General features: G+C 42.7%; 20 protein-coding genes. 9 read left to right on the plus strand and 11 right to left on the minus strand.

The window, feature by feature from the left end; all coding sequences use genetic code 11:
* Positions 1-165 precede the first annotated feature (165 nt).
* From V7K49_RS05700 to V7K49_RS05715, 4 genes are all read right to left on the minus strand, one after another.
* Positions 166-774, minus strand: coding sequence for a HEAT repeat domain-containing protein (locus V7K49_RS05700; RefSeq protein ID WP_335204839.1), 609 nt, complete (start codon positions 772-774; stop codon positions 166-168).
* 423 nt (positions 775-1,197) lie between these two features.
* The gene (locus tag V7K49_RS05705) at positions 1,198-1,692 is read right to left on the minus strand and encodes a bleomycin hydrolase (protein WP_334871384.1); all 495 of its coding nucleotides are present in this window, start codon (positions 1,690-1,692) and stop codon (positions 1,198-1,200) included.
* Positions 1,693-1,770: 78 nt separating this feature from the next.
* A complete protein-coding gene (locus tag V7K49_RS05710; RefSeq protein WP_273763924.1) occupies positions 1,771-2,328 on the minus strand; it encodes a bleomycin hydrolase in 558 nt (185 codons plus the stop codon).
* A gap of 525 nt (positions 2,329-2,853) precedes the next feature.
* Positions 2,854-3,021, minus strand: coding sequence for an NblA/ycf18 family protein (locus V7K49_RS05715; RefSeq protein WP_273763921.1), 168 nt, complete (start codon positions 3,019-3,021; stop codon positions 2,854-2,856).
* Positions 3,022-3,339: 318 nt separating this feature from the next.
* On the opposite strand from V7K49_RS05715, the gene V7K49_RS05720 reads away from it, so the two are divergent.
* The 3 genes from V7K49_RS05720 to V7K49_RS05730 all read left to right on the plus strand — a co-directional run bounded on the left by V7K49_RS05720 (position 3,340) and on the right by V7K49_RS05730 (position 5,631).
* A complete protein-coding gene (locus V7K49_RS05720) occupies positions 3,340-3,957 on the plus strand; it encodes a phycobiliprotein lyase (RefSeq protein ID WP_335204864.1) in 618 nt (205 codons plus the stop codon).
* Positions 3,958-4,509: a hypothetical protein gene (locus tag V7K49_RS05725; RefSeq protein ID WP_335204840.1), complete on the plus strand. Its 552-nt coding sequence runs from the start codon at positions 3,958-3,960 to the stop codon at positions 4,507-4,509.
* A 354-nt stretch (positions 4,510-4,863) separates the two neighbouring features.
* Complete coding sequence (locus tag V7K49_RS05730) at positions 4,864-5,631, plus strand: phycobilisome rod-core linker polypeptide (protein ID WP_334871381.1); 768 nt, start codon at positions 4,864-4,866, stop codon at positions 5,629-5,631.
* 427 nt (positions 5,632-6,058) lie between these two features.
* On the opposite strand, the gene V7K49_RS05735 is transcribed toward V7K49_RS05730, so the two are convergent.
* On the minus strand, positions 6,059-6,250 hold the full coding sequence (locus tag V7K49_RS05735) for a hypothetical protein (RefSeq protein ID WP_335204841.1): 192 nt from the start codon (positions 6,248-6,250) through the stop codon (positions 6,059-6,061).
* A gap of 300 nt (positions 6,251-6,550) precedes the next feature.
* Here V7K49_RS05735 and V7K49_RS05740 point away from each other — a divergent pair, with 300 nt between their 5' ends.
* A complete protein-coding gene (locus V7K49_RS05740) occupies positions 6,551-7,075 on the plus strand; it encodes a hypothetical protein (protein WP_335204842.1) in 525 nt (174 codons plus the stop codon).
* A 218-nt stretch (positions 7,076-7,293) separates the two neighbouring features.
* Here the strand turns inward: V7K49_RS05740 and V7K49_RS05745 are convergent, their stop codons facing one another.
* The 3 genes from V7K49_RS05745 to V7K49_RS05755 all read right to left on the minus strand — a co-directional run bounded on the left by V7K49_RS05745 (position 7,294) and on the right by V7K49_RS05755 (position 9,284).
* Positions 7,294-8,211, minus strand: a complete 918-nt coding sequence (locus V7K49_RS05745) for an RluA family pseudouridine synthase (RefSeq protein ID WP_335204865.1) — start codon at positions 8,209-8,211, stop codon at positions 7,294-7,296.
* A gap of 327 nt (positions 8,212-8,538) precedes the next feature.
* A complete protein-coding gene (locus V7K49_RS05750) occupies positions 8,539-8,889 on the minus strand; it encodes a DUF952 domain-containing protein (RefSeq protein WP_335204843.1) in 351 nt (116 codons plus the stop codon).
* The gene (locus V7K49_RS05755) at positions 8,886-9,284 is read right to left on the minus strand and encodes a KGK domain-containing protein (protein ID WP_335204844.1); all 399 of its coding nucleotides are present in this window, start codon (positions 9,282-9,284) and stop codon (positions 8,886-8,888) included. Before V7K49_RS05755 ends, V7K49_RS05750 begins: the two co-directional genes overlap by 4 nt.
* A 571-nt stretch (positions 9,285-9,855) precedes the next feature.
* On the opposite strand from V7K49_RS05755, the gene V7K49_RS05760 reads away from it, so the two are divergent.
* The 3 genes from V7K49_RS05760 (at position 9,856) to V7K49_RS05770 (ending at position 12,191) form a co-directional block, all read left to right on the plus strand.
* Entirely contained in the window at positions 9,856-11,160 is a 1,305-nt protein-coding gene (locus V7K49_RS05760; RefSeq protein WP_335204845.1) for a hypothetical protein, read from the plus strand.
* Between the two features lie 39 nt (positions 11,161-11,199).
* The gene (locus tag V7K49_RS05765; RefSeq protein ID WP_335204846.1) at positions 11,200-11,919 is read left to right on the plus strand and encodes a hypothetical protein; all 720 of its coding nucleotides are present in this window, start codon (positions 11,200-11,202) and stop codon (positions 11,917-11,919) included.
* A 68-nt stretch (positions 11,920-11,987) separates the two neighbouring features.
* Positions 11,988-12,191 (plus strand): hypothetical protein, encoded by a 204-nt coding sequence (locus V7K49_RS05770; protein WP_335204847.1) that lies wholly within the window; start codon positions 11,988-11,990, stop codon positions 12,189-12,191.
* A 94-nt stretch (positions 12,192-12,285) separates the two neighbouring features.
* Here the strand turns inward: V7K49_RS05770 and V7K49_RS05775 are convergent, their stop codons facing one another.
* On the minus strand, positions 12,286-13,800 hold the full coding sequence (locus V7K49_RS05775) for a thioredoxin-like domain-containing protein (RefSeq protein WP_335204848.1): 1,515 nt from the start codon (positions 13,798-13,800) through the stop codon (positions 12,286-12,288).
* 352 nt (positions 13,801-14,152) lie between these two features.
* Positions 14,153-14,626, minus strand: coding sequence for a trypsin-like serine peptidase (locus tag V7K49_RS05780; RefSeq protein WP_334871372.1), 474 nt, complete (start codon positions 14,624-14,626; stop codon positions 14,153-14,155).
* 301 nt (positions 14,627-14,927) lie between these two features.
* Here V7K49_RS05780 and glsA point away from each other — a divergent pair, with 301 nt between their 5' ends.
* On the plus strand, positions 14,928-15,842 hold the full coding sequence (gene glsA / locus V7K49_RS05785) for a glutaminase A (RefSeq protein ID WP_335204849.1): 915 nt from the start codon (positions 14,928-14,930) through the stop codon (positions 15,840-15,842).
* A gap of 37 nt (positions 15,843-15,879) precedes the next feature.
* On the opposite strand, the gene V7K49_RS05790 is transcribed toward glsA, so the two are convergent.
* Positions 15,880-17,646 (minus strand): hypothetical protein, encoded by a 1,767-nt coding sequence (locus V7K49_RS05790; protein ID WP_335204850.1) that lies wholly within the window; start codon positions 17,644-17,646, stop codon positions 15,880-15,882.
* 922 nt (positions 17,647-18,568) lie between these two features.
* Between V7K49_RS05790 and psaA the strand changes: the two genes are divergently transcribed.
* A complete protein-coding gene (gene psaA, locus V7K49_RS05795; RefSeq protein WP_334871369.1) occupies positions 18,569-20,827 on the plus strand; it encodes a photosystem I core protein PsaA in 2,259 nt (752 codons plus the stop codon).
* Positions 20,828-20,937: the final 110 nt, after the last annotated feature.

Below are 20,937 nucleotides of genomic sequence, written 5' to 3' on the forward strand. Positions count from 1 at the left end.
TTCAATGTAGACTACATTGAGAATAGCTACAGCAGAGACCAAGTCACTCCTGGCGCTCCTTTTGCTGTTCTGGGGACATTTTCAATTGAATTTTGATTTTCCTGACTAGAAATCCATTACTTTAAGGTGATATCCAGTCTGTTCATTTAATGTATTTGCCGATCGCTACCCTCTCTTATAATTAATCACCTGATCTAATCGGGGCAAGGCACTCACTGCTGACTCTCGAACATATGCATCGGCAGATTCATCATTAGTCAATGCTGTCAGCACTTCCACTCCTCGGATATCACCCATCGAACCGAGTGCATTGACGATCGCCACAGCCACCGCAACATTATCCGTTGTTTTTAGAGCCTCAGTTAAAATTTCAAAGGCAGGGGAACCAATTTCACCCAGAGCCATCACAGATGCAATATAAACAACACCATTTGGGTCATTAAGCGCTGTTTTTAATCCCTGTAAGCCCTCAGTTGGGAAGGGTACGTCTGGATGGTTGGCGGCAACTTGTGCCAGGGACTTAGCACAACTGCCCCGAATGGTCGCATTATCGCTGTTCACTAATGACTCTACTAGTGATGGTACAGCATCTATACCAATCGCACCCAGTGCCTTTACCGCAGCTCGACGGTAGGTCACATCTTCTTCATCCAAAATACTCATCAGCCGAGGAATAGTATTTTCATCACGGACATCAGCCAATTCCCACATGGCTCGTTCCCGCAGATTGGGGTTGGGGTGTTTCAACTGTTCAAATAGAGAATCTATTGTCATAAAATAAAATTTTCCTGTTTAAATTCCCCAAGTTCAATCCTTGTCATTACTCACATTTTTGTAATAGTAAAATAGTCACCAAACCCATAGTTTGCCTAAAATTCAAATCTTGGAATGTATAGCAAACGTCAGTTAAAACTTACTCCAATTAGTCCGTTGAAACTGACTTGAGCTATTAGTTTTGGAATTTGTTTCCAAGCGGGATAGCAATGAAGCCAGAGATTGAAAAGATGTGGGTAATGACAATGAGTTCAATACATGGGAATTAACTGAAATAAATGTTAACTGATAACTGTTTATTGTTAATCACAACTGAAGGACTCCAAGTCGATTACTCAACCTAATTTAGGCAAAGCAACAGACTGAGAGTCCCTAGTTCTAGAGTATGACAATTGCTCGTCTAAGTCTAGTCAATCCATATCACTATGACAGGGAGTTGATTACGTAGTCGAGGAGATTGCGGAACTCAACCAACGCTTGAGGAGACAAATCACGAGGAGCGCAAGCGCGATCGCGAGTGTAAGTCATTGCGGTAACATAGGGAGCAGTAGGTAGAGCCAAAGAGCGATACACTTCACGAGCACCTGCAATACCCCACTCATCCAAAGGCCCAGTACCACCTACAACTAAGCTGTAGTTGATTAGGCGTAGGTAGTGCTTGATGTCGCGGAGGCACTTATCTTTTTTAACTTGGGTGTCGCCAGCTTCACCTTCTTGGTTCAAGAAAGGATATTTCTTGAAGGCAGCATCATAACCTTCTTTAGCTACAGCATCAATACCAGAAGCCAGCTTTTCAGCAGCTTCTAGACGAGCGTTAGCACGTTGAATACTACCTTGGACGGATTCTAAGTCAGAGGTGGATGGGAAACGACCTGCTGCATCAGCAGATGTAATAACCGTGGTAATAACTGATTTCATTACTTTTTATACTCCAGATGGGATTTGATCGGGTTTTAATTTCAGTTCGTTTGGCTAATAGCTGTTAGCCATGAGCTATTAGCTCAGAGCAGAAATAATGCGATCGAAGTAGCTAGCAGCTTCAGCAGCTAGAGCAGAGCAGTCGCCTTGAATTACTTCTTGCTTGCGGAACCTTTTACCAGCGTTAGCTTCAGTGTTGGTGTTGGTGATGTGGGCAACGCTGATAGCCTTCAGGAGCTGTACTGCACGTACAGAAGATCCGGTGGGGACGCCCAAAGCTGTATAGGTTTCTTTTAGCCCATTCAAAGCACGATCATCCAAAACAGAAGAATCACCAGCCAATAGCGCATAGGTCACGTAGCGCAGCATGATTTCGGCATCACGTAGGCAAGCAGCATGGCGACGAGTTGGGTACAGGTTACCACCAGCTTGAATTAAACCTTGATTTTCACAGGCAATCCCAGCAATGGCATCAGAAACCGCACAGCTAGAGTTGCTGGCGATCGCGTTTACAGCATCAAGGCGCTTGTTGCCATCAGCAATGAAAGATTTGAGGGCTGCTAAATCAGCACCACCGATAGGAGCAGTTTTGGCATCTGCTGTAATTACAGCTTTAGAAAAAGCATCAAGAACCATGAGTTCTCCTTAATATTCACAAATGGCGGATATTATTTCTGGCCTGTTCTCGATCAGATTAACTGCGAGTAGCCAATGAAAAACATAGGGGATCAATAGTACCCTAGTCTTTACTATGAGAGACAAAGTAATAATCTGTAATATTTATCTGTAATTCGGCTAGTCTAACAAAAAAATCAAATTTAGCCTAAATGGGCATTGGGGAGCCAGCGTCGCGGTAGCGAGTCATCTCCCTACAGCCCTTCTCAAAACAGGAGACGCTCTTGCGTTCGGGCATTTTACGGCAGGCGCTAGCCTCTCACGATGGGAGAAGGGGAGACGCCAAGGGCAATGAGGTTTCCCACGCCACATGCTTCAACCAGGGGAACCCCGGCAACGCAGTGGCTCCCCAGGAGGAACTGCCCCGTGCATGGTTTTCCGACTTGAGGCGACTGGCGTCATTGGGCAAAAAAATAAGACTTACACATTTTAATGGAACTCTACCACTGCGTAAGTCTTAAGGAAAAAATCTTGTTTTTTACTTGATCAAGCTTGTTTTAGCAGATGTTTGACCAAATTATCTTTCACCATCATCTGCCGTAAAACTTCTAACAAAAATTCCTGAGCCTCTTGTTGATTCAAATTCTTTACTTGGTCTTTCAAATTTTGTAAGCGAAACTGTTGCTCTAAGGTTAATTCGACTGGGAAGTCCATGAGCCATTCCTCTGATTGACTGAATCGAAGGGTGTTTGTTGTTACTGCTAGTGTGAACGCGTAGGCCGTCGTAAACATCGCTTTCCATTATTTTAGCACTGAGATATTAAAATTTCCATATTGTCAAGCCATAACAAATCAAACTCATAAAAATTTACAATTAGTTAACAATACGTCTGCCTCTCGTTTTGTTGGGAGTTTATTGAAGCTGACCACTAATCGCTGTAAAGTTTAGAATGTTTATATACCAACAACTCTAAAAATAAAGAAGCCGTAGAACATCATCCGCAGGAGTAATAATTAGGAGTCAGAAGATTGATAGACGCAATGGAATTTTTTCAGCTAAGTGCTGGTAAGTGGCGATCGCAACGGGCAACTCATCACCTAGCCTTCAAGCGTTCAGAGACGGGAGAATCGGATATACAGGTAGAAACTCTGGATGCCAATCATCCAGAAATCATTGAACTGTGCCAGTATCATCAGATTGACCCCAGCCTATCAGTAGGGGGGTCACGGGTGCGTTGGCTAGGCACAATGGCTTGGGATAGAGAGGGTGAAGAGAACCATCAGGGGAAAACCATATTTGCGATCGTGCCTGATGGCGATAACCCAAGGATTGGCAAATTACTCCGCGAAAGAGGCTACGCCGAAATTATGCCTGTAGTCGGTCTTTTTCACATGGATGATGAAGATGGACTAGTGTTGACAACCGAATACGAAACAATAAGTTCCATTGAGAGATTCTGGTTCGCCAGCCCAAATACGCGGCTGCGAACTAGTACGGTAAAACGGTTTGGCGGCTTTAGCACTGCATCGTTTTGTACTGAAACCCGCATTGAAACTTCTGTTGAGGTTTCCAACACAGAACAGGTAATAGAAAGACTTGGGGAGGATGTTCTGGAAAAAAGAGAGTTTTATTCAGTTTTGGGCTGGTGAATGATTCTTAAGGGAACTGATGCTTTTACTCGTGGGCGAGATTATCTGCATCGGGTACAGGGACTTGCTCTAGAACCGGGTATGGTAGATGTGTTTGATAACCTGCGCGATCGCATCTCCATTTGCACTTGGATCGGTGAGAATATTAACGCCGTTAACGCTCAGATCAACACCTACCTAGAAGTTTGTCATGAGTGCTTTCATCCCCAAGAGCGTCGTCACATCCAAATTTTTGCAGTCCCCATAGCTCAATCCTTCGGCATAGATGGGCTGTGCAACATTCTCACAAACCCAATCACTATTCTGGTAGATGTCGGTCGAGTTGCACCTAGAGACTGGTTTGGTGTAGTCGTCCATGAATACGCCCATGCCCATCTAGGAGACTTTGGTCATAATCAGCAGTTTGCTAGCATCCTATCTCATCTATGTTTAGGACTGGGATTGGAACCACCTTACTGGGAGGCAGGGATGGAAGCAACTTTGCGTAGCTGGCCTCACTGTAAGTCAACCATAGATCCCTTGGAATTTTGGATAGGTCACCGAAGGAGGTAGGGGGCATAGATCAGGGAGAATAACTAATGCAATGCCCCATACCCGATTAATTTCTTTTGCTAAGTGTTAAAAATTATTGCTTCAGTTCAAAAAGGTGAAACTGAATCTCCTAATCTGAAATATGTGCACAAAGTTTTTTAGTCATTTACGTACTCATTAAGCCGCAAGCCCCACTCCCTTTATTAATTAGCTATGGTTTGAATCCACCAGGCTAATCGTCTTTCCTACGAATACTGAAATCACCCTTAGTTAAGTTTCGTGAAATTTTATCAGAATCTGAGGTTCTGATCCAACTACTCCCTTAATATGTGATTTAAACTTGTTAACTTTAATTAAGAACATGGAGGCTTTAGAGTGGCAATTCCTCTGTTAACATATGACCCTTCAAGTCAAAATCAGCGTGTAGCTGCATATGAAGTACCGGGTGATGAACAGCCCAGGATTTTTACTACAGACAATATACTGTCCCCATCAGATTTAGGTGATCTGATTGAAGCAGCATATCGTCAACTTTTCTTTTATGCCTTTTCTGCCGATCGCGAAACATACCTAGAATCCCAACTCCGTAATGGACAAATTACAGTGCGGGACTTTGTTCGTGGGTTGGTGCTTTCTAATACCTTTAAGAAAAGCTTCTACGACCTCAACAATAATTATCGCTTTGTTGAGCAAGTAATCCAGCGGGTTCTAGGACGCGACCCATACAACGAGCGCGAAAAAATCGCTTGGTCAATTGTAGTTGCTACCAAGGGTATTGTAGGCTTCATTGATGAAGTTCTGAATACTGAAGAGTACCTGAGCAATTTTGGATACTCCACAGTGCCCTATCAGCGGCGTCGGATACTGCCATCCCAATCTGAGGGTGAGTTGCCATTCAACATCAAGTCTCCGCGATACGAAGATTACCACCGTGCTAAACTGGGCTTCCCCCAAATCATTTGGCAGGTAGAAATACGCAGATACACCCCACAAGAGCAAAAACCCAAGGCTGGAGATCCATCTCTCTTCTTAGGTATGGCACAAAGTATCAATGCAACTGGCAATGCTCCACAACGGATCTCGCCATACAACATCGATATCGAAAAGTCTGTACCTTATCGGCAACTGTCAGGAATTAAATAACAATTTTTGGTAGGTGGCTGGCTAATACATCCATTTGATAATTTTATAGCGTGCATAAGCCTTGGGTTACGTAGGAGTTTCATTTAGGTATTACTAGTGAAACAGACTCTATCCCATGTCTAATGCACGCTAGTCGTTTGTTTAGATGTACGTCTTAGAGGTTGTTTGAAAAGTGTTTCGCTGTGACTTTAGGCACTTTGCCTAACTACCTTGCACGATCGTCGCTTAGTAGATTTCAAACTAGATAAAGTCAGATTTGAGTAGAATCAAATAGCACCAAGGGTTTCTCATGTGGGGCTGGATGGGGAAAAAGGCTAAGGATCATATACAAATTAGAAGCAAGAGGTACTTCTAGCTCAGTTCACAAATCGCTCAGTTGGATAATGCACAATTGATTTCTCTGTTTGACAATAGTGAGTCAAATGAGTCAAGCACAGGTTGGGGGATGAATCACGCCATCGTCATTGGGGAATCCAACGTCTTTGTGAAACGTGTTCCGGTTACAAATATCGAATTTGACAACCTGTTCTCCACCAGAAACCTCTATGACCTGCCGACTTACTGTAATTATGGCTTCGGTTCCACTGGTTTTGGGGTCTTCCGGGAACTCGTTACCCATATCAAGACGACCGAACTGGGTATTGTCCGGGGCAATTGCCAGCTTCCCACTGATGTACCATTATCGGATTATTCCCTTGGACAGGCGGCGTGTGGATATGGATAAGTCGCATATAAGAGCTTATGTGAAGTACTGGGGCAATAGTACGAACGCCGGCAATTATGTGTTAGATAGAGCGAACGCCAAGTATGAGTTAGTTCTGTTTTAGAGTACATACCGCATGTTTTAGAAACATGGCTCCTCTTAAACCCCAACAAACTTCAGAAACCCCTGGATGACTTACGCACGACGATTACCTTTTTGAGGACCAAGGGAATCATCCACTTCGACCCACATTTTCGCAACATCCTCACCGACGGCAAGCAAATATATTTGACCGATTTTGGTTTAGTACTTGACAAGAGTTTTACGTTAACCAAAGATGAAAAGTCTTTTTTTAAGCAGAACACATTTTACGACTATGGTGAAGTCCTGCGGAATCTTAGTCACCTGATTCGATCGCCGTATGATTTATGTTCAAAGAACGATAAACGCACGATAATGGAAAAATATGGCATAAAAGAAGGCTTAAAACCTTATGAACTGAGGTCTATATTACTTGACAACATCGAGCAGATACATTCTGATGGGGTCATGAAGTTAGATGAGTTCTATGTTGCCAGCATCGTCAAATACCGCAGCATCATTGTGCTAATGCAAGACTTCTTCTCTGATATGTGGGAAAATAAGAAGAAGGACACGAAACTTCGTCATGCAAAACTACGGCTGCTGCTTAAAGAGACAAAATTTCTTACTGGTACTGGAATCCACGGCGGATATAAGTGAGACATTAAGGTAATTGCACTTTTGTCAAGAGGATGCTATGCGTCTTATAGGTACGACCAAGCAAGACAAAAAGCAAGCCGCAGCTTTAGACCCGATCGCCTTTCCTCTAAAAAAAATTGTTAGTTAAGTGCTTGAGCGCGCTCGCACTCCACAACCAAAAACCCCGGCGTTAATTACCGAGGTGAGAACGGGGGCGATCGCCTTTGAATAAAAAAAGGTTAAGATGCAATTCGTCTTTTTAGCATCTCCAAAAGTTTTGTAAAGTGGGCGGGAGGAGTAGCTGTCACCTCAATCAATTCTCCAGATATGGGATGCTGCAATTTTAGTCGCCAGGCGTGGAGTGCTTGACCGGGCAAATTTACGCCCACTGAATGACCAGAACTATAAACTGGGTCGCCGACAATGGGATGACCCATTTTGGCGCTATGGACACGAATTTGATGGGTGCGTCCGGTTTCTAGTTGGAAGTGAATTAATGTATAGTTACCGAGGCGTTCTAGTACTTGCCAATGAGTGACGGCAGATCGTCCACCTTGTTCAACAGACATAATAGCCATTTTCTTGCGGTCTTGGGGATGGCGACCAATGGGTAAGTCAATTGTGCCACTTTCAGTTTTTGGCGCACCGTAAACTACACCCAAGTATTCTCGTCGTGCTGTTTTTGCTTTGAGTTGTGCTTGTAGGTGATGATGGGCAATTTCTGTTTTAGCGATCGCGATCGCCCCCGTTGTATCCTTATCCAATCGATGGACGATTCCCGGACGTTGGACTCCGCCAATTCCTGGTAAATTGGGACAGTGTGCCAACAGGGCATTTACTAAGGTGCCATCTGGATGACCGGGCGCAGGATGGACAACTAAGCCTGCGGGTTTATTGAGAATAAGTAACTGGTCATCTTCGTAGAGGATATCTAGGGGGATATTTTCTGCAAGCAATTCTAAAGGTTGCGCTTCTGGTATTTGAAGAGTGATGCGATCGCCTACCTTGACATTGATCTTCTTGGATGTACAAACTTTATCGTTAAGTTGGACGTTACCCTGTTCGATTAACTGTTGGATGCGGGAACGGGATAAGTCTGGTAATTCTTGGCAAAGGTAACGGTCAAGGCGATCGCCTTTGGTGTTGACGCAGTGGATCGTATTTCTGGAGGGAAGTAAGCTAGGTGCAGCATTCTCCAGTGGAGTTGACAAGCGATCGCTATTTTCTTGGATTTGTAAATTAAATTCGGTCACAATTGCTCTAGATTAATTCCCGTTCTTTAAGTAAAGCGCGGAATGCTTATAGTTGGGCGATTAGAAACTGCGTCTACACGAGGCTTTACTCACCTCCATAGGTTTCAAAATCTTGATTTGCCCTTAGTCCGCAGAGGCGGAGGAGAGTTTGTGTCGCCATTTTATCAATATACACACCCACATCAAACTCCTGACTTCTCATCTCTCCTCCTTTGTGTCCTCTGCGGTTCGTTATTCTAAATTTATAATTTCTTGCGGCAACTCAAATAAACCATCTTCCCCAGCTTCAAAATCAATCACCTGATACACAGCATCAATATTTAACTCACCATAAACATGAGGAAATAATTCGCCTATTTCAGCAGGGTCATAGCGAATTTCAGCTTGCACTTTTTCAGAATCAATAAAAAGTAGTACCAATTCTTGTTGATTATCAAAAAATCTCTTTGCAACTTTGAGTATTTGCGTTAATTTTGAACAGTGGATAAAGCCTTCACTCTCTAGCGAATCAGCGCGATAGCTACCGAAATTTTTTGCTTGTTCCCATTGTTGGTATTTGGTAATGTGGAAAATAGTGTTCATGTTACTTGCATCATTTTACGAATATCATCTAAAGGTGATTCGGGTTCATTAGGATTATCAGGATAAAATTCTAACATTACAGTAATGTTCAGTTTGTAATTTTCAAATTTATTTGATGGAGGAAAAATTTCTGTAGATACTTTGATTCTGAGTTTTCCTGGTTGCCAGCCTGTAGACCCAACTCTGAAAACTTTACAATTTATACCTGCGCTAGAAGATTGCCATGTGATATCTTCAGCTTGAAAATTGACTTCGTTTATGCACAGCATTTGAAAAAGTGCTGAAACTGAAGAGTTATTATTTTCCTTTAATTGTGTATGAAATTTTTGCCTGAAATGTTGAGAGATCAAGCAGCATTGATACTTATAGTTTCTGCCTGTATACCTTCGTTCCAAGGCAAATTAGAGTAGGAGCATCCCAATTTTTAAACTAATTCACGTTAAATATAGAAAGCCTGGGGCAGGGATGATTTAAGTAAGTGGACATTTAGATTGCGTAATATAGGTTCATTTATTTTTGCCCACTTACTGCTTGTGCAGCTAAGGATTTTGATATTGATTTAACAAAAAGTTGAATGATAGGCGATGCCTACGGTGGTCACTGACTTGTACTGAGCATCTCGACTTCTCTACGATACGCTACGCGAACGCTCGATGGAGCCGCAGTAGAAGTAGGCTGTTGTACCCCTACGGGGAAGCAAGCTACGCGCAGCGTCTCGTAGAGAAGTGCGGTAAACTACGCTCTGACGATGAGCAAGCCGCAGCAGCCAGACTTAACTTTATGTGAACTGCTGGAGAGCTTTACCCCTGGGATGTATGAAATCAGAACAGCTATGCCCGGATTTCTCTTGTAAGAAATCCGGGTTAATTGGCTATATTTCCGTAATATTACTAGTTTCAATTAGGATGTTTGGCGTATAAATTGCTGTTGTATTACCGTAAATACTTTTATAGAAGGAATATTTTGGTGGACAAAATACAAAAAATTATCAATGGTAGTAATACTTATCAAATTATTAGTATTAACTATACTTACTGGAACTTAGGGACAATCTTGATAACTTTTATTCTACTGTTGACAGCTATTTTTACCAGTTCGGCAGTTGCAGCAGATAATATTGTTTCTGAAAATCAAGAGGCTCAATTGAGTGTGTCTCAAAATCTCAAAGCATCTTCTATAGTATCGAAACCTAATTCACAGCAAAAAAAGATAAGATCGCGGCAAAGGTTGTTGGCATCTAAAAAAATTAATCCTGTGACTGAATTAGAGACTGTAAGCATTAGTGATGGTTTTACAGCTAACCTTAAGTCTAAAACATTCAGCAATTCCTTTTCTATAGACAATTTTTGGTTAGAATCTCAAGAAAAGATAAAAATCAATAATAATTTAGCGAAACAGTTATTTACTTCTCCAATTAGTAATACTAATTTGTATTTAAAACAGCAGACTAATGTATTGAAGCAGAAACAACCTCAAATTTTAGTACAAGTAGACTCTTCCGAATTTTCGGGTGATACTTTTGGTGAGACTAATAAATTACGCCAAGAACTTTTAATTGATCCCATCGGGAGGCTAGGGAAATTGCGAAAAGCCGCTCCTGGTTCAACAGCTGGTACTCCTTCTGCCTATGGTGCAAGTTTTGGACAAGCCTATATTGGCGGTGGTTTACTTTTCCCTCTAGATGAGGATAAAGATAGGGTTGATGGTTCTTTGTCTGTTGGTTTTGGTTTGGGAGATGCAGTTAAATCTGTAGGATTGGAAGTTAATGTCAATATTACTAGTGTAGGTGGTGGTGACAGTTTTGATTTTGGTGATAGTGGTGGTGTAGGTTTTAAGTTACATAAATATTTGGGTGATGGTACAGCTGTAGCTATTGGTTGGTCAAATCCTATTAAATGGGGAGATGTTAACAAAGCTAAAGATACTATCTATGGAGTAGTTAGTAAGTCTTTTCCACTGCAATCAAATAACCCTAATAACAAATTACCTTTGACTGTTTCTGTAGGACTTGGCAGTGGTGCTTTTCGTTCTAAAGGTGCAATAGTAGCAGGTGAAAATCCTGTGAATCTTTTTGCTGGTTTAGGTTTGAGAGTCATACCTGAAGTATCTTTAGTAAGTAGCTGGACTGGAAATCGTCTCAACATGGGTGCATCTTTTGCTCCTTTAAAGAAGACACCTATAATTATCAATGCTATTTTCACGGATGTTACTAGCAATCTTAATAGTGGTGTGGGTTTTTCTCTGAGTGCAGGGTACAGTTTTCAATTTTAACTGCTGAGTTATCTTGGGATTTCATCAACAATAAAAACAATGAATAAACAAAAATTCTCTCTTATTCTTACTCTAGCGTTAATCTTATTCACTTATCTAGTGGGTGGGTCTACTAGAGTAAATGCTGGTAGTGCTGGCGTCACGGGAACTAGTGAAGATTCTACTTCTTCATCGGGGGATAATTTTAACCCAGGATCTTCAGAGCCATTTGTTGAACCTGCACCTGGGGTTGAAGTTGAATTTAGTGGTGATGGTAGGATTAGCGTAGCAACAGAAGTTCAGAATAATTTAAATAAAACTCTCATTAATATACTCACTCAAAATCCGGATGCAAATAGTCCGGCTGCTATAATTCTAGTTATCTTACTGGGTGGGGTAAATGCAGAAGCAGCAGCTAATCAGCTACAGGTTTCTATAGTTAGTTTAGGAGTATCATCACCATCAGTAGCATCACTGGTAAATGCTTTATTGGCTCTAGCCAGAAATAAATCTGCATCTGTATTAGGTGCTCCTGTAGGACAATTACAACCAGTGCAGCTAGTTGCCAGCACTAAAGGATTAATGGCAGATTTAGTGATAGCCCAGAAGGGAGAAACACCAAATGTGGATATAAAAAAGCTAAATGATGCTATTACTGCTTACAACAAGATTGTGATGCAAAGCAGTCCTAAAATTATCCAAAAACTTGCAAAAGATCCACAATTTTTAGAAGTTGGTAAGCTGCTTAAGCAATTAAGGGCTGCCCTGAATAAAAGTTAAAACTTAGACGTAATGAGACTAAAGTTATTAGTGGTGCAATTGACAATCCTCTGGCTTTAACCAGAGGATTGTTGTTTTCAGAATCGAGTTATCAACATCAATCTAGTGAAAATACTGGTATTCAAGCCATTAAAGATAGTTTATATAGTAAACCCTTTTCTCCAGGTGAAGCTCGTTCTGTAGATTTCCTGTTTGACACACCTAAAGGGATCAAGGCAGATAATTTTATAATTGAGGATGAAAAATTTAAACCTATCGTTTTCAAACTTTAACCGACAGTAGCACAATTTAATTTATTCTTTTTAAAATCTCATCTCATGCAAAGGCGCAAAGAAAAGCTCTGTGCCTCTGCGGGAGGTAATCATCTTATAAATTAGGCGGAATACAAACATCCGGCGCACATAAACCAGGAAATTGCAATGTCGTCACCTCAAGAGTATTCAAATCTACGCGGCGGATGGCATGATTATTGGTATCGGCAATATATAAAAAAGAAGCGATCGCACTCAATCCCGAAGGTTCAAAAAAGCGGCTATTCTTACTTTTGCCATCTTGTAAGCCACTAGCACCATCTCCTAAAACTGTTTGACAATTCCCACTAGGACTGACTAATTTAATTTTGTGATTGTAGGTATCTGTTACCCACAGGTAATTCTGGACGTATTCCACCCCTAGACAGTGTTGTAAACGGACATCTTCACCTTGTCCATCAACATCGCCAAAACCAAATAAACTTCCACTACCACAAACGGTTCGGACTTGGTACGGTTCTACAATTCCAATGCTACGAATTGAACTAACTTCACTGTCAGCAATATATAATTCTTGCTCATCTGTGCTGATATCGCTGGGTTGAGCAAAGGCAGATTCAGCAAGTGAACCATCAATGCAAGCTTCTGCACCAGTACCAGCATAAGTTTTAATGATGCTAGTTTCTAAATCCATTTCCCAAATCTGATGGGGCCCAGCCATTGCAATAAACAGGGTATGTCCCACTTTCACTAAATCCCAAGGGGAATTCAGCGCAGTTTCTAAACCAGCACCGCCATGAGGACGGATATTGCGGCTTTGTTCACCAGTTCCGGCTAGAGTTTCCACTACTTGGCGCTTTAAGTCAACTCGCCGCAGGGCATGATTTTCTGTATCAGCAACATAAAGAATCTGATTTTCTGCATCAAATGCCATTCCCTGTGGTGCAAAAAATTGCGCTTCGCTGAACGAACCATCGGTTAAGCCAGATTTTCCAGTACCAATCAAATCCAAAATTTCCCCGTCAAAGCTACTCATAATCAGGCGGTGATGTCCAGAGTCAGCAATGAATAAACCCGCTTGGGTAGCTAGAACTTTACCAGGAAAGGCTAGGGGTGTGATTAATGGTTGGCGCTGTTTTTCTAAAGTCAAGCTGATTTCTTGGAAATTAATTGTGCCTTTCTCGTAGTGTTGCTGAATTAACTTTTGAATCAACTCGTCTAAAGTGTCACGATTTCCTTCACCAGAAATCTGGCCAATCACATAACCTTCTGGATCAATAATTATTAACGTAGGCCAAGCACGCACAGCATACTCTTGCCAAATCTGAAAACCTCTGTCAACTACAACTGCATGTTCAATGTCGTAGCGCAAGATAGCTTGGCGAATATTTTCTGTTTCCTTTTCGTTATCAAATTTGGCGGAGTGAACCCCGATAATGGTAAGGCTATCTTTATATTTTTGTTCTAAATATTTTAGGTTTGGCAGAATATGCAGACAATTAATACAACAGTATGTCCAAAAGTCTAAAATTACGACTCTACCCTTGAGTTGCTTAATAGACAAAGGTTTGTCTGTGTTGAGCCAAGAGTAATTTTGCGGTAATTCTGGCGCTCTGACACGGGGAATCATAGTAATTTGTAATTAAGACACACTGTAAGTGGAACTTTGTGTAAAACCGTGGCAAATTGTTGGGACACATTTAAGCGATCGCAAGAAATAAACGCTCTTAACCCGATTCTTATGTAATGCGATGCTACAGCCGAAAAATAAAGATCATTTTTTCAAATTTGAGCGAAGCTATTCCTGGGAGATTTCAAACCTGAAACTCTTGTTAGGTATGAAACTTTAGGCTTTGGTACAAAGCCTAAATTGTCTTTCCAAAAGAGCCGCACCTAAATCATATGCAGCATAAGTTGCTGTTATATTTCCCCACTTGTTGGGTACGCTGCTTGCTGGTTATCCTAACAAGTCAAGGATCTGATTAACAGTTGCCAGACTTCCAAGCGCAGGCTGTTTTCAATATAGAGGTGAATCGGGTGTCGAGAATCGAACTGCCTTCGTAAAGAGGCTTTACAGAAGTAGAACCATACGAGGTAACACCAACAATTTGGTTGAGAGTTCTATCTGACCCATCAACTTGTCCAACGGCACCAATACCAAAATTTTCCACCCAAGGTCCTCCACTAGACCCGCCTGCCATGTCGGAACCATATATAGCTGTGTTATTGCCTCCACTACCATAACTTCCTGCTGTGACCTGATGCATTTTTTGACCGCTGTCCAAATTACCTGGATATCCCAGGATGGTAACGTGATTCGGCAAAAGATCAAGAGTTTTATATCCGAAGTGACCAACTACACTACCTATTTTGCGGGTTACTCCGCTAAAGGACTGGTCTGAGACTTCGATAATTGCGTAGTCAGCAGCATGTTTAAAGATGTAATTTTTGCTCAAAACCATTCGTCCATACGTATAGGTAATGTCGTGTTCCAATTGAACTTTTTATCGTCTTTTAACATCAATAACTTCCAAAAAGATTTTGCAAGTTATATAGCAATCTGAATTAAATTGTGAGAAAATACAGAGATTAAAAGTACATATTTATAGGCTTTTCAGCCTTTTACTTTCTCACAAAAGATTTAGGATTGCTATAGATGTTAATCTTAGTGTTTATACGGGGCTATAAAGCCTTGCTTAACTTCAAAATATACTGTTAGTTGCTTTTTAATAAATGAACTTTTAGAAAATTTTTAATTTGAAAGGACTTGACAAACTAACTACTACGAAGTTATCAGCCTGGGTGCAACTAGCCAAAACCCAAACTGAACGAGGACAAGTTACCGATCGCATTCCGCAATTAGCTTTGGCTGATCCTGGTTGGTTTGCAGTTCACATCTGCTGTGAATCGGGGCAAACTATCAGCTTTGGGGATACAGCTTGTGTGTTCCCGCTAATGAGCGTTATTAAGACATTTTCTCTACTTTATCTACTAGAACATCTAGGAGCAGAAACAGTTTTTGGGTGGGTTGGGGTTGAACCATCGGATGCACCCTTCAATTCTTTAGAACAATTAGTTAGCGATCGCGGTCATCCCCGCAACCCGATGATTAATAGTGGGGCAATTATCCTGTCTGATAAATTACCAGGAAAGGACGCTAGCGATCGCACTCTTTTATTTTGTCAATGGCTCAACCAATTAGCAGGTTGCCAACTCAGGTTAGATGAGGTAATGCTAGCTTCGGTGCGATTAACCCGCTCAACAGCCAATGAAGCGATCGCTAATTATCTCGCCAAAACAGGTTATTTAGAAAATCTGGAAACAGCGCTTGACACCTACGAGCAAATATGCTGTATATCTGGGCGAGTGGAAGATTTAGCCCTTTTGGGAAAATTCCTAGCTTGTGAAAATAGCTATTTATTAGCACAAAACCGCCGAATTGTCAATGCTGTGATGCTAACTTGTGGACTGTACGAAGCTTCTGCCCAGTTTGCAATCAAGATTGGTCTACCGATGAAATCAGGGATTGGTGGTGGACTTATAGCAATAGTACCAGGAGAGGGAGCGATCGCTTGCTATAGTCCTGGGTTGGATAATATCGGTAATCCTGTAGCAGCGATCGCATTTGTTGAAGCTTTAGCGCAAGAGTTACAGTTGAGTGTCTTTGGTTAAGCTAATCATTATTTTTTTACTTCTCTTCTGGTCTAGTTTATGGAACTACTGGGGTAGGTGTAGCTGGCAAACCGAGAGATGGTGTCGCATTTGGGAACTGACGCGGGTTGAAATATCTTTTTAATTCTGGTTTTTCTGAATCAGGAGCGATTTTTTTGGGTAACAGGGTTGATTCAGGTGTTGGTGTTACCTCTGGCTGTGCTTCTGGTGTTGGCGTAATTGTTTCTGGTGCAGGAGACTCGATAATCTCTGGCAGCGTGGGTGGCAAACTAGGAGATGGTGCAACTGTTTCTTGTGGAGTGGGAACTTTGCCCGCCCGACGGTTAAAAAATCCACCAAATCTAGGTTTTGTTGGCTGAGGTATAACTTTTTCGGGTAACGGCGTTGATTCAGGAGTTGGCGTTACCTCTGGCTGTGGCTCTGGTGTTGGCGTAATTATTTTTGGTGCAGGAGACTCGATAATCTCTGGCAGCGTGGGTGGCAAACTAGGAGATGGTGCAATTGTTGCTTGTGGAGTGGGCGTCTTGGGCGTCTGACGGTTAAAAAATCCGCCAAATCTCGGTTTTGTTGGCTGAGGTATAACTTTTTCGGGTAACGGCGTTAATTTAGGAGTTGGTATTACCTCTGGCTGTGGTTCTGGTGTTGGCGTAATTATTTCTGGTGGTGTCGGGGACAAGCTGGGAGATGGTGCAGCCGTTGGAACTTCTAATTTTGGTTGTTTTGGCTGTATTTTGGATTCTTTTGGAATTTCAGTTTCAGGAATAGGCTGTTTTTCTACCTCCGGTTGTATTTGGGGTGTTTTTTCAACAGAAGGCGTAGGTGTAGGTTTAGGTACAAGTCTGTAATTCGGGTCTACAACGGGGCGCACCTCATCTGCTGTGAGTTCCCCTCTGACAATTCTCGACAGAGTATCTTTACCTTTTGGCTGGTAATCAATCAATCTAACTGTGGTATTAAAGGCATTTTTGACAGGATTTCCCTGATTATCGAGAAATTCCAGTTTTACCCAGTTTTTTCCTGGACGGAAGCCTTTAAGATAAACTGCTTGCCAGCGATCGAAAATAAAGCTTTCACCATTAATTGTGGAGCGGATGCGCCAATCACTGAATTTATCGCTGGCGTTTTCCTTGCCGACGAGGTGCAGAGGAGCGTTAGTTAGGTAAAAGTCCAGTAAGATTGGTTCTGCTCCGTAGCTGCTTTGAGGACGGCTGTAAGTTAGCAGCGGTAATTTGGGATCTGGGTTGTTGTCGTCGGTTTTGGTGAAGACGTGAAATATTGTCTGGGCATAAGCGCCTTCATTCTTAAAGCTTTCATGCCAAGGACGGGAGGCAAACACGCGCAGGGTATGAGTCCCTGGAGACAAGTCTGGCAAAAGCAAGGGCTGATTCAGGTCGTAAATAGGTATATAAGGTTGGTTATCCAGAATTACGTGTAGATGGGGACCCAGTTGTAATTCTGGGTCTTTAAATATTGGTAGATCCTTAACCTGAAAACTGGCTGTGATTTTATTGTCTTGAAAAACTTCATCAGGTTTTGGAGTAACAATTGTCACTTGTGGCTGATAAACTTCCAAAATTGTCCGCAGTTCTTGGACAACAGATGGTGGGGAAACTTCCGAAAATTGCTTTGAAATTTGAGAAATCTGTGCAGGGTTTTCTCTATAGCCAGTCGATACTTCCTGGCTTCCGACTTTCTCCCCACAACTGGTCAAGCTTAATACCAGCACCAATGTCATTACCCACTTGAAAATCGGGAACCTCTTAGGGAGGAGCTTCTCTAACACCCTTTTCTGCCACGAGTTCATGCGTTGCACCCAGTGATAGTCTTCGACGATTGACCATATCAATTTTAGATTTTAGATTTTAGATTATTTTGGTTCATGCCCTGTCCCTAGTCGGCGGAACAAATCCACTCATTCGCTCGATAGCGTAGCTTTAGCGTTAGCGTTCACGCAGCGTTCTCGTAGAGAAGCAGTAGCGATAGCGCAGTGTTAGCTACGTAGGAGCGTCGGAACGAGCATCCGTAGGAGTGTATGACTAGCTAACGCCTACCAAGATTGGAAATCCAAAATCCTCAGAGCCAAGTACCCGTAATTCGTCCCGCTACGTTGGCGGAGCATCTCCTAAAGAAGATACTGGTCGGGGTCAGCACTGAGCGTTCGCGCAGCGTCTCGTAGAGAAGCCGAAGTGTCAATCCAAAATCCAAAATCCAAAATTGATTGACAGATTATTTTGGCTCAAACTGTCCATAGGGAACTATAGCCCAAAAGGTGAAATCTGCCTCACCTCCCATAAGTTTTCCTGTATATCTCAGGAAATTTTAAAACAAGTTATATTCTTTACAGCTTTTTACTTATAAGAATTGAAACATGACACAAATATTCACGAGTAACAGCAGCAAAAGCTGGAACATCCTCTATATACAGCCAAACCATAAATTTTACGAATTGTTATTCTTTGTAAATTAAATAGATAATCTATTGACTTTTGTACAAATAGTTTGCAGTGAGAAGGCATGTCAGGCATGAATTCCAGCAATATTTCCACAAGTTTGAATTATTGTTAAAATATCTCTAACAAAGTACAAGTGAAGACTCTATAATTCAACGAGAAACAACTTTCCACATCGGGTCTTCATCGCGGCTTCAGTAAAATTCTGGAGTATGTGGTAATGGTTCATTTTGTGGTATCCATGAATCCTCATTCCTTATCAAGAGAGGAGGTCGAATGACAATAAGTCCTCCGGAGCGAGAGGAAAAAAAGGCAAGAGTAATCGTCGATAACGATCCGGTTCCTACCTCATTCGAGAGATGGGCACAACCTGGACACTTTGACAGATCCTTAGCCAGAGGTCCCAAAACCACCACATGGATTTGGAACCTGCACGCACTCGCCCATGATTTTGATACACATACAAGCGATTTAGAAGATATCTCCCGCAAGATATTCTCAGCCCACTTCGGCCACTTAGCCGTAGTGATGGTTTGGTTGAGCGGGATGATTTTCCACGGCGCGAAGTTTTCTAACTACGAAGCTTGGTTAACTGACCCGTTAAACGTTAAGCCAAGTGCCCAGGTCGTTTGGCCCATTGTGGGACAAGACATTTTAAACGCTGATGTTGGCGGTGGTTTCCACGGTATTCAAATCACCTCCGGTTTGTTCCAAGTATGGCGTGGCTGGGGGATTACAAACTCCTTCCAGCTTTACGTAACTGCGATCGGTGGCTTGGTATTAGCAGGCTTATTCCTATTTGCTGGCTGGTTCCACTACCACAAACGCGCTCCCAAACTGGAATGGTTCCAGAATGTGGAGTCGATGCTGAATCACCACTTGCAAGTATTGCTAGGTTGTGGTTCCTTAGGATGGGCAGGTCACTTAATCCACGTGTCCGCACCGACCAACAAGCTTTTGGATGCAGGCGTTGCTCTTAAAGACATACCCTTGCCCCACGAGTTCATCTTGAACAAAGACTTGTTGACCGAGCTGTATCCCAGCTTTGCTGCTGGTTTAGCACCTTTCTTCACCTTGAATTGGGGTCAGTATGCTGACTTCCTTACCTTCAAGGGCGGTCTGAACCCGGTAACAGGCGGCTTGTGGATGACTGATATTTCCCATCACCACTTAGCGATCGCAGTTCTGTTTATCGTTGCTGGTCATCAATACCGTACCAACTGGGGTATTGGTCACAGCATTAAAGAGATCCTAGAAAACCACAAAGGTCCTTTCACCGGTGAAGGTCACAAAGGTCTCTACGAAAACCTGACCACATCCTGGCACGCTCAGTTGGCTACTAACCTGGCCTTCTTGGGTTCGCTGACCATCATCATCGCGCATCACATGTACGCGATGCCCCCCTATCCATATTTGGCAACTGACTACGCCACGCAGTTGTGCATATTCACTCACCATATTTGGATCGGTGGCTTCTTGATCGTTGGTGGAGCGGCCCACGCTGCTATCTTCATGGTGCGAGATTACGATCCAGTTGTGAACCAAAACAACTTGCTGGATCGGGTGATTCGTCACCGGGATGCGATTATTTCTCATCTGAACTGGGTGTGTATTTTCCTCGGCTTCCATAGCTTTGGACTTTACATCCACAACGACACAATGCGTGCATTGGGTCGTCCTCAAGACATGTTCTCTGATACAGGAATTCAATTGCAGCCAGTATTTGCCCAGTGGATACAAAATATCCACACATTGGCTCCTGGTACAACTGCACCCAATGCCCTAGAACCAGTTAGCTATGCCTTTGGCGGCGGTGTCTTGGCTGTTGGCGGTAAAGTGGCGATGATGCCCATTGCTTTGGGTACAGCGGACTTCTTAATTCACCACATTCACGCCTTCACCATTCACGTCACCGTCCTAATTCTGCTCAAAGGTGTGCTATATGCCCGTAGCTCTCGTCTAATTCCAGACAAGGCAAACCTGGGCTTCCGCTTCCCCTGCGACGGTCCTGGTCGTGGTGGCACCTGTCAAGTGTCTGGTTGGGATCACGTATTCCTCGGACTTTTCTGGATGTACAACTCCCTGTCGATTGTAATTTTCCACTTCAGCTGGAAGATGCAATCAGATGTCTGGGGAACCGTAGATGCAGATGGTACTGTGACTCACATCACTGGTGGTAACTTTGCCCAAAGCGCCATCACCATCAACGGTTGGTTACGGGACTTCTTGTGGGCACAAGCTACACAAGTCATCAATTCCTATGGCAGTGCGCTATCTGCTTATGGTCTACTCTTCTTAGGCGCTCACTTTGTCTGGGCATTCAGCTTGATGTTCCTATTCAGTGGTCGCGGCTACTGGCAAGAACTAATTGAGTCCATAGTTTGGGCGCATAATAAACTGAAGGTAGCACCAGCAATTCAGCCTCGCGCTCTGAGTATTATTCAGGGTCGCGCTGTAGGGGTAGCTCACTACCTCTTGGGAGGAATTGCCACAACTTGGGCATTCTTCCATGCACACATCCTTTCAGTAGGGTAGCAATCAGTTATTGAGTGCTGAGTACTGAGTGCTGAGTCAAAACTCATAACTCAGGACTCAGAACTCAGGACTCTAAACGCTGATATTTGATGGCTAAAGGTCAGAGGATT

It is taken from the genome of Nostoc sp., assembly GCF_036919675.1.
Taxonomy (GTDB): Bacteria; Cyanobacteriota; Cyanobacteriia; order Cyanobacteriales; family Nostocaceae; genus Nostoc.

Excerpts from the sequence above, each read along its gene's own strand:
- V7K49_RS05700 (WP_335204839.1), bottom strand. The coding sequence starts at position 774 with ATGACAATAGATTCTCTATTTGAACAGTTGAAACACCCCAACCCCAAT.
- V7K49_RS05705 (WP_334871384.1), bottom strand. The coding sequence starts at position 1,692 with ATGAAATCAGTTATTACCACGGTTATTACATCTGCTGATGCAGCAGGT.
- V7K49_RS05710 (WP_273763924.1), bottom strand. The coding sequence starts at position 2,328 with ATGGTTCTTGATGCTTTTTCTAAAGCTGTAATTACAGCAGATGCCAAA.
- V7K49_RS05715 (WP_273763921.1), bottom strand. The coding sequence starts at position 3,021 with ATGGACTTCCCAGTCGAATTAACCTTAGAGCAACAGTTTCGCTTACAA.
- V7K49_RS05725 (WP_335204840.1), top strand. The coding sequence starts at position 3,958 with ATGATTCTTAAGGGAACTGATGCTTTTACTCGTGGGCGAGATTATCTG.
- V7K49_RS05735 (WP_335204841.1), bottom strand. The coding sequence starts at position 6,250 with ATGGGTAACGAGTTCCCGGAAGACCCCAAAACCAGTGGAACCGAAGCC.
- V7K49_RS05750 (WP_335204843.1), bottom strand. The coding sequence starts at position 8,889 with ATGAACACTATTTTCCACATTACCAAATACCAACAATGGGAACAAGCA.
- V7K49_RS05765 (WP_335204846.1), top strand. The coding sequence starts at position 11,200 with ATGAATAAACAAAAATTCTCTCTTATTCTTACTCTAGCGTTAATCTTA.
- V7K49_RS05775 (WP_335204848.1), bottom strand. The coding sequence starts at position 13,800 with ATGATTCCCCGTGTCAGAGCGCCAGAATTACCGCAAAATTACTCTTGG.
- V7K49_RS05790 (WP_335204850.1), bottom strand. The coding sequence starts at position 17,646 with ATGAACTCGTGGCAGAAAAGGGTGTTAGAGAAGCTCCTCCCTAAGAGG.
- psaA (WP_334871369.1), top strand. The coding sequence starts at position 18,569 with ATGACAATAAGTCCTCCGGAGCGAGAGGAAAAAAAGGCAAGAGTAATC.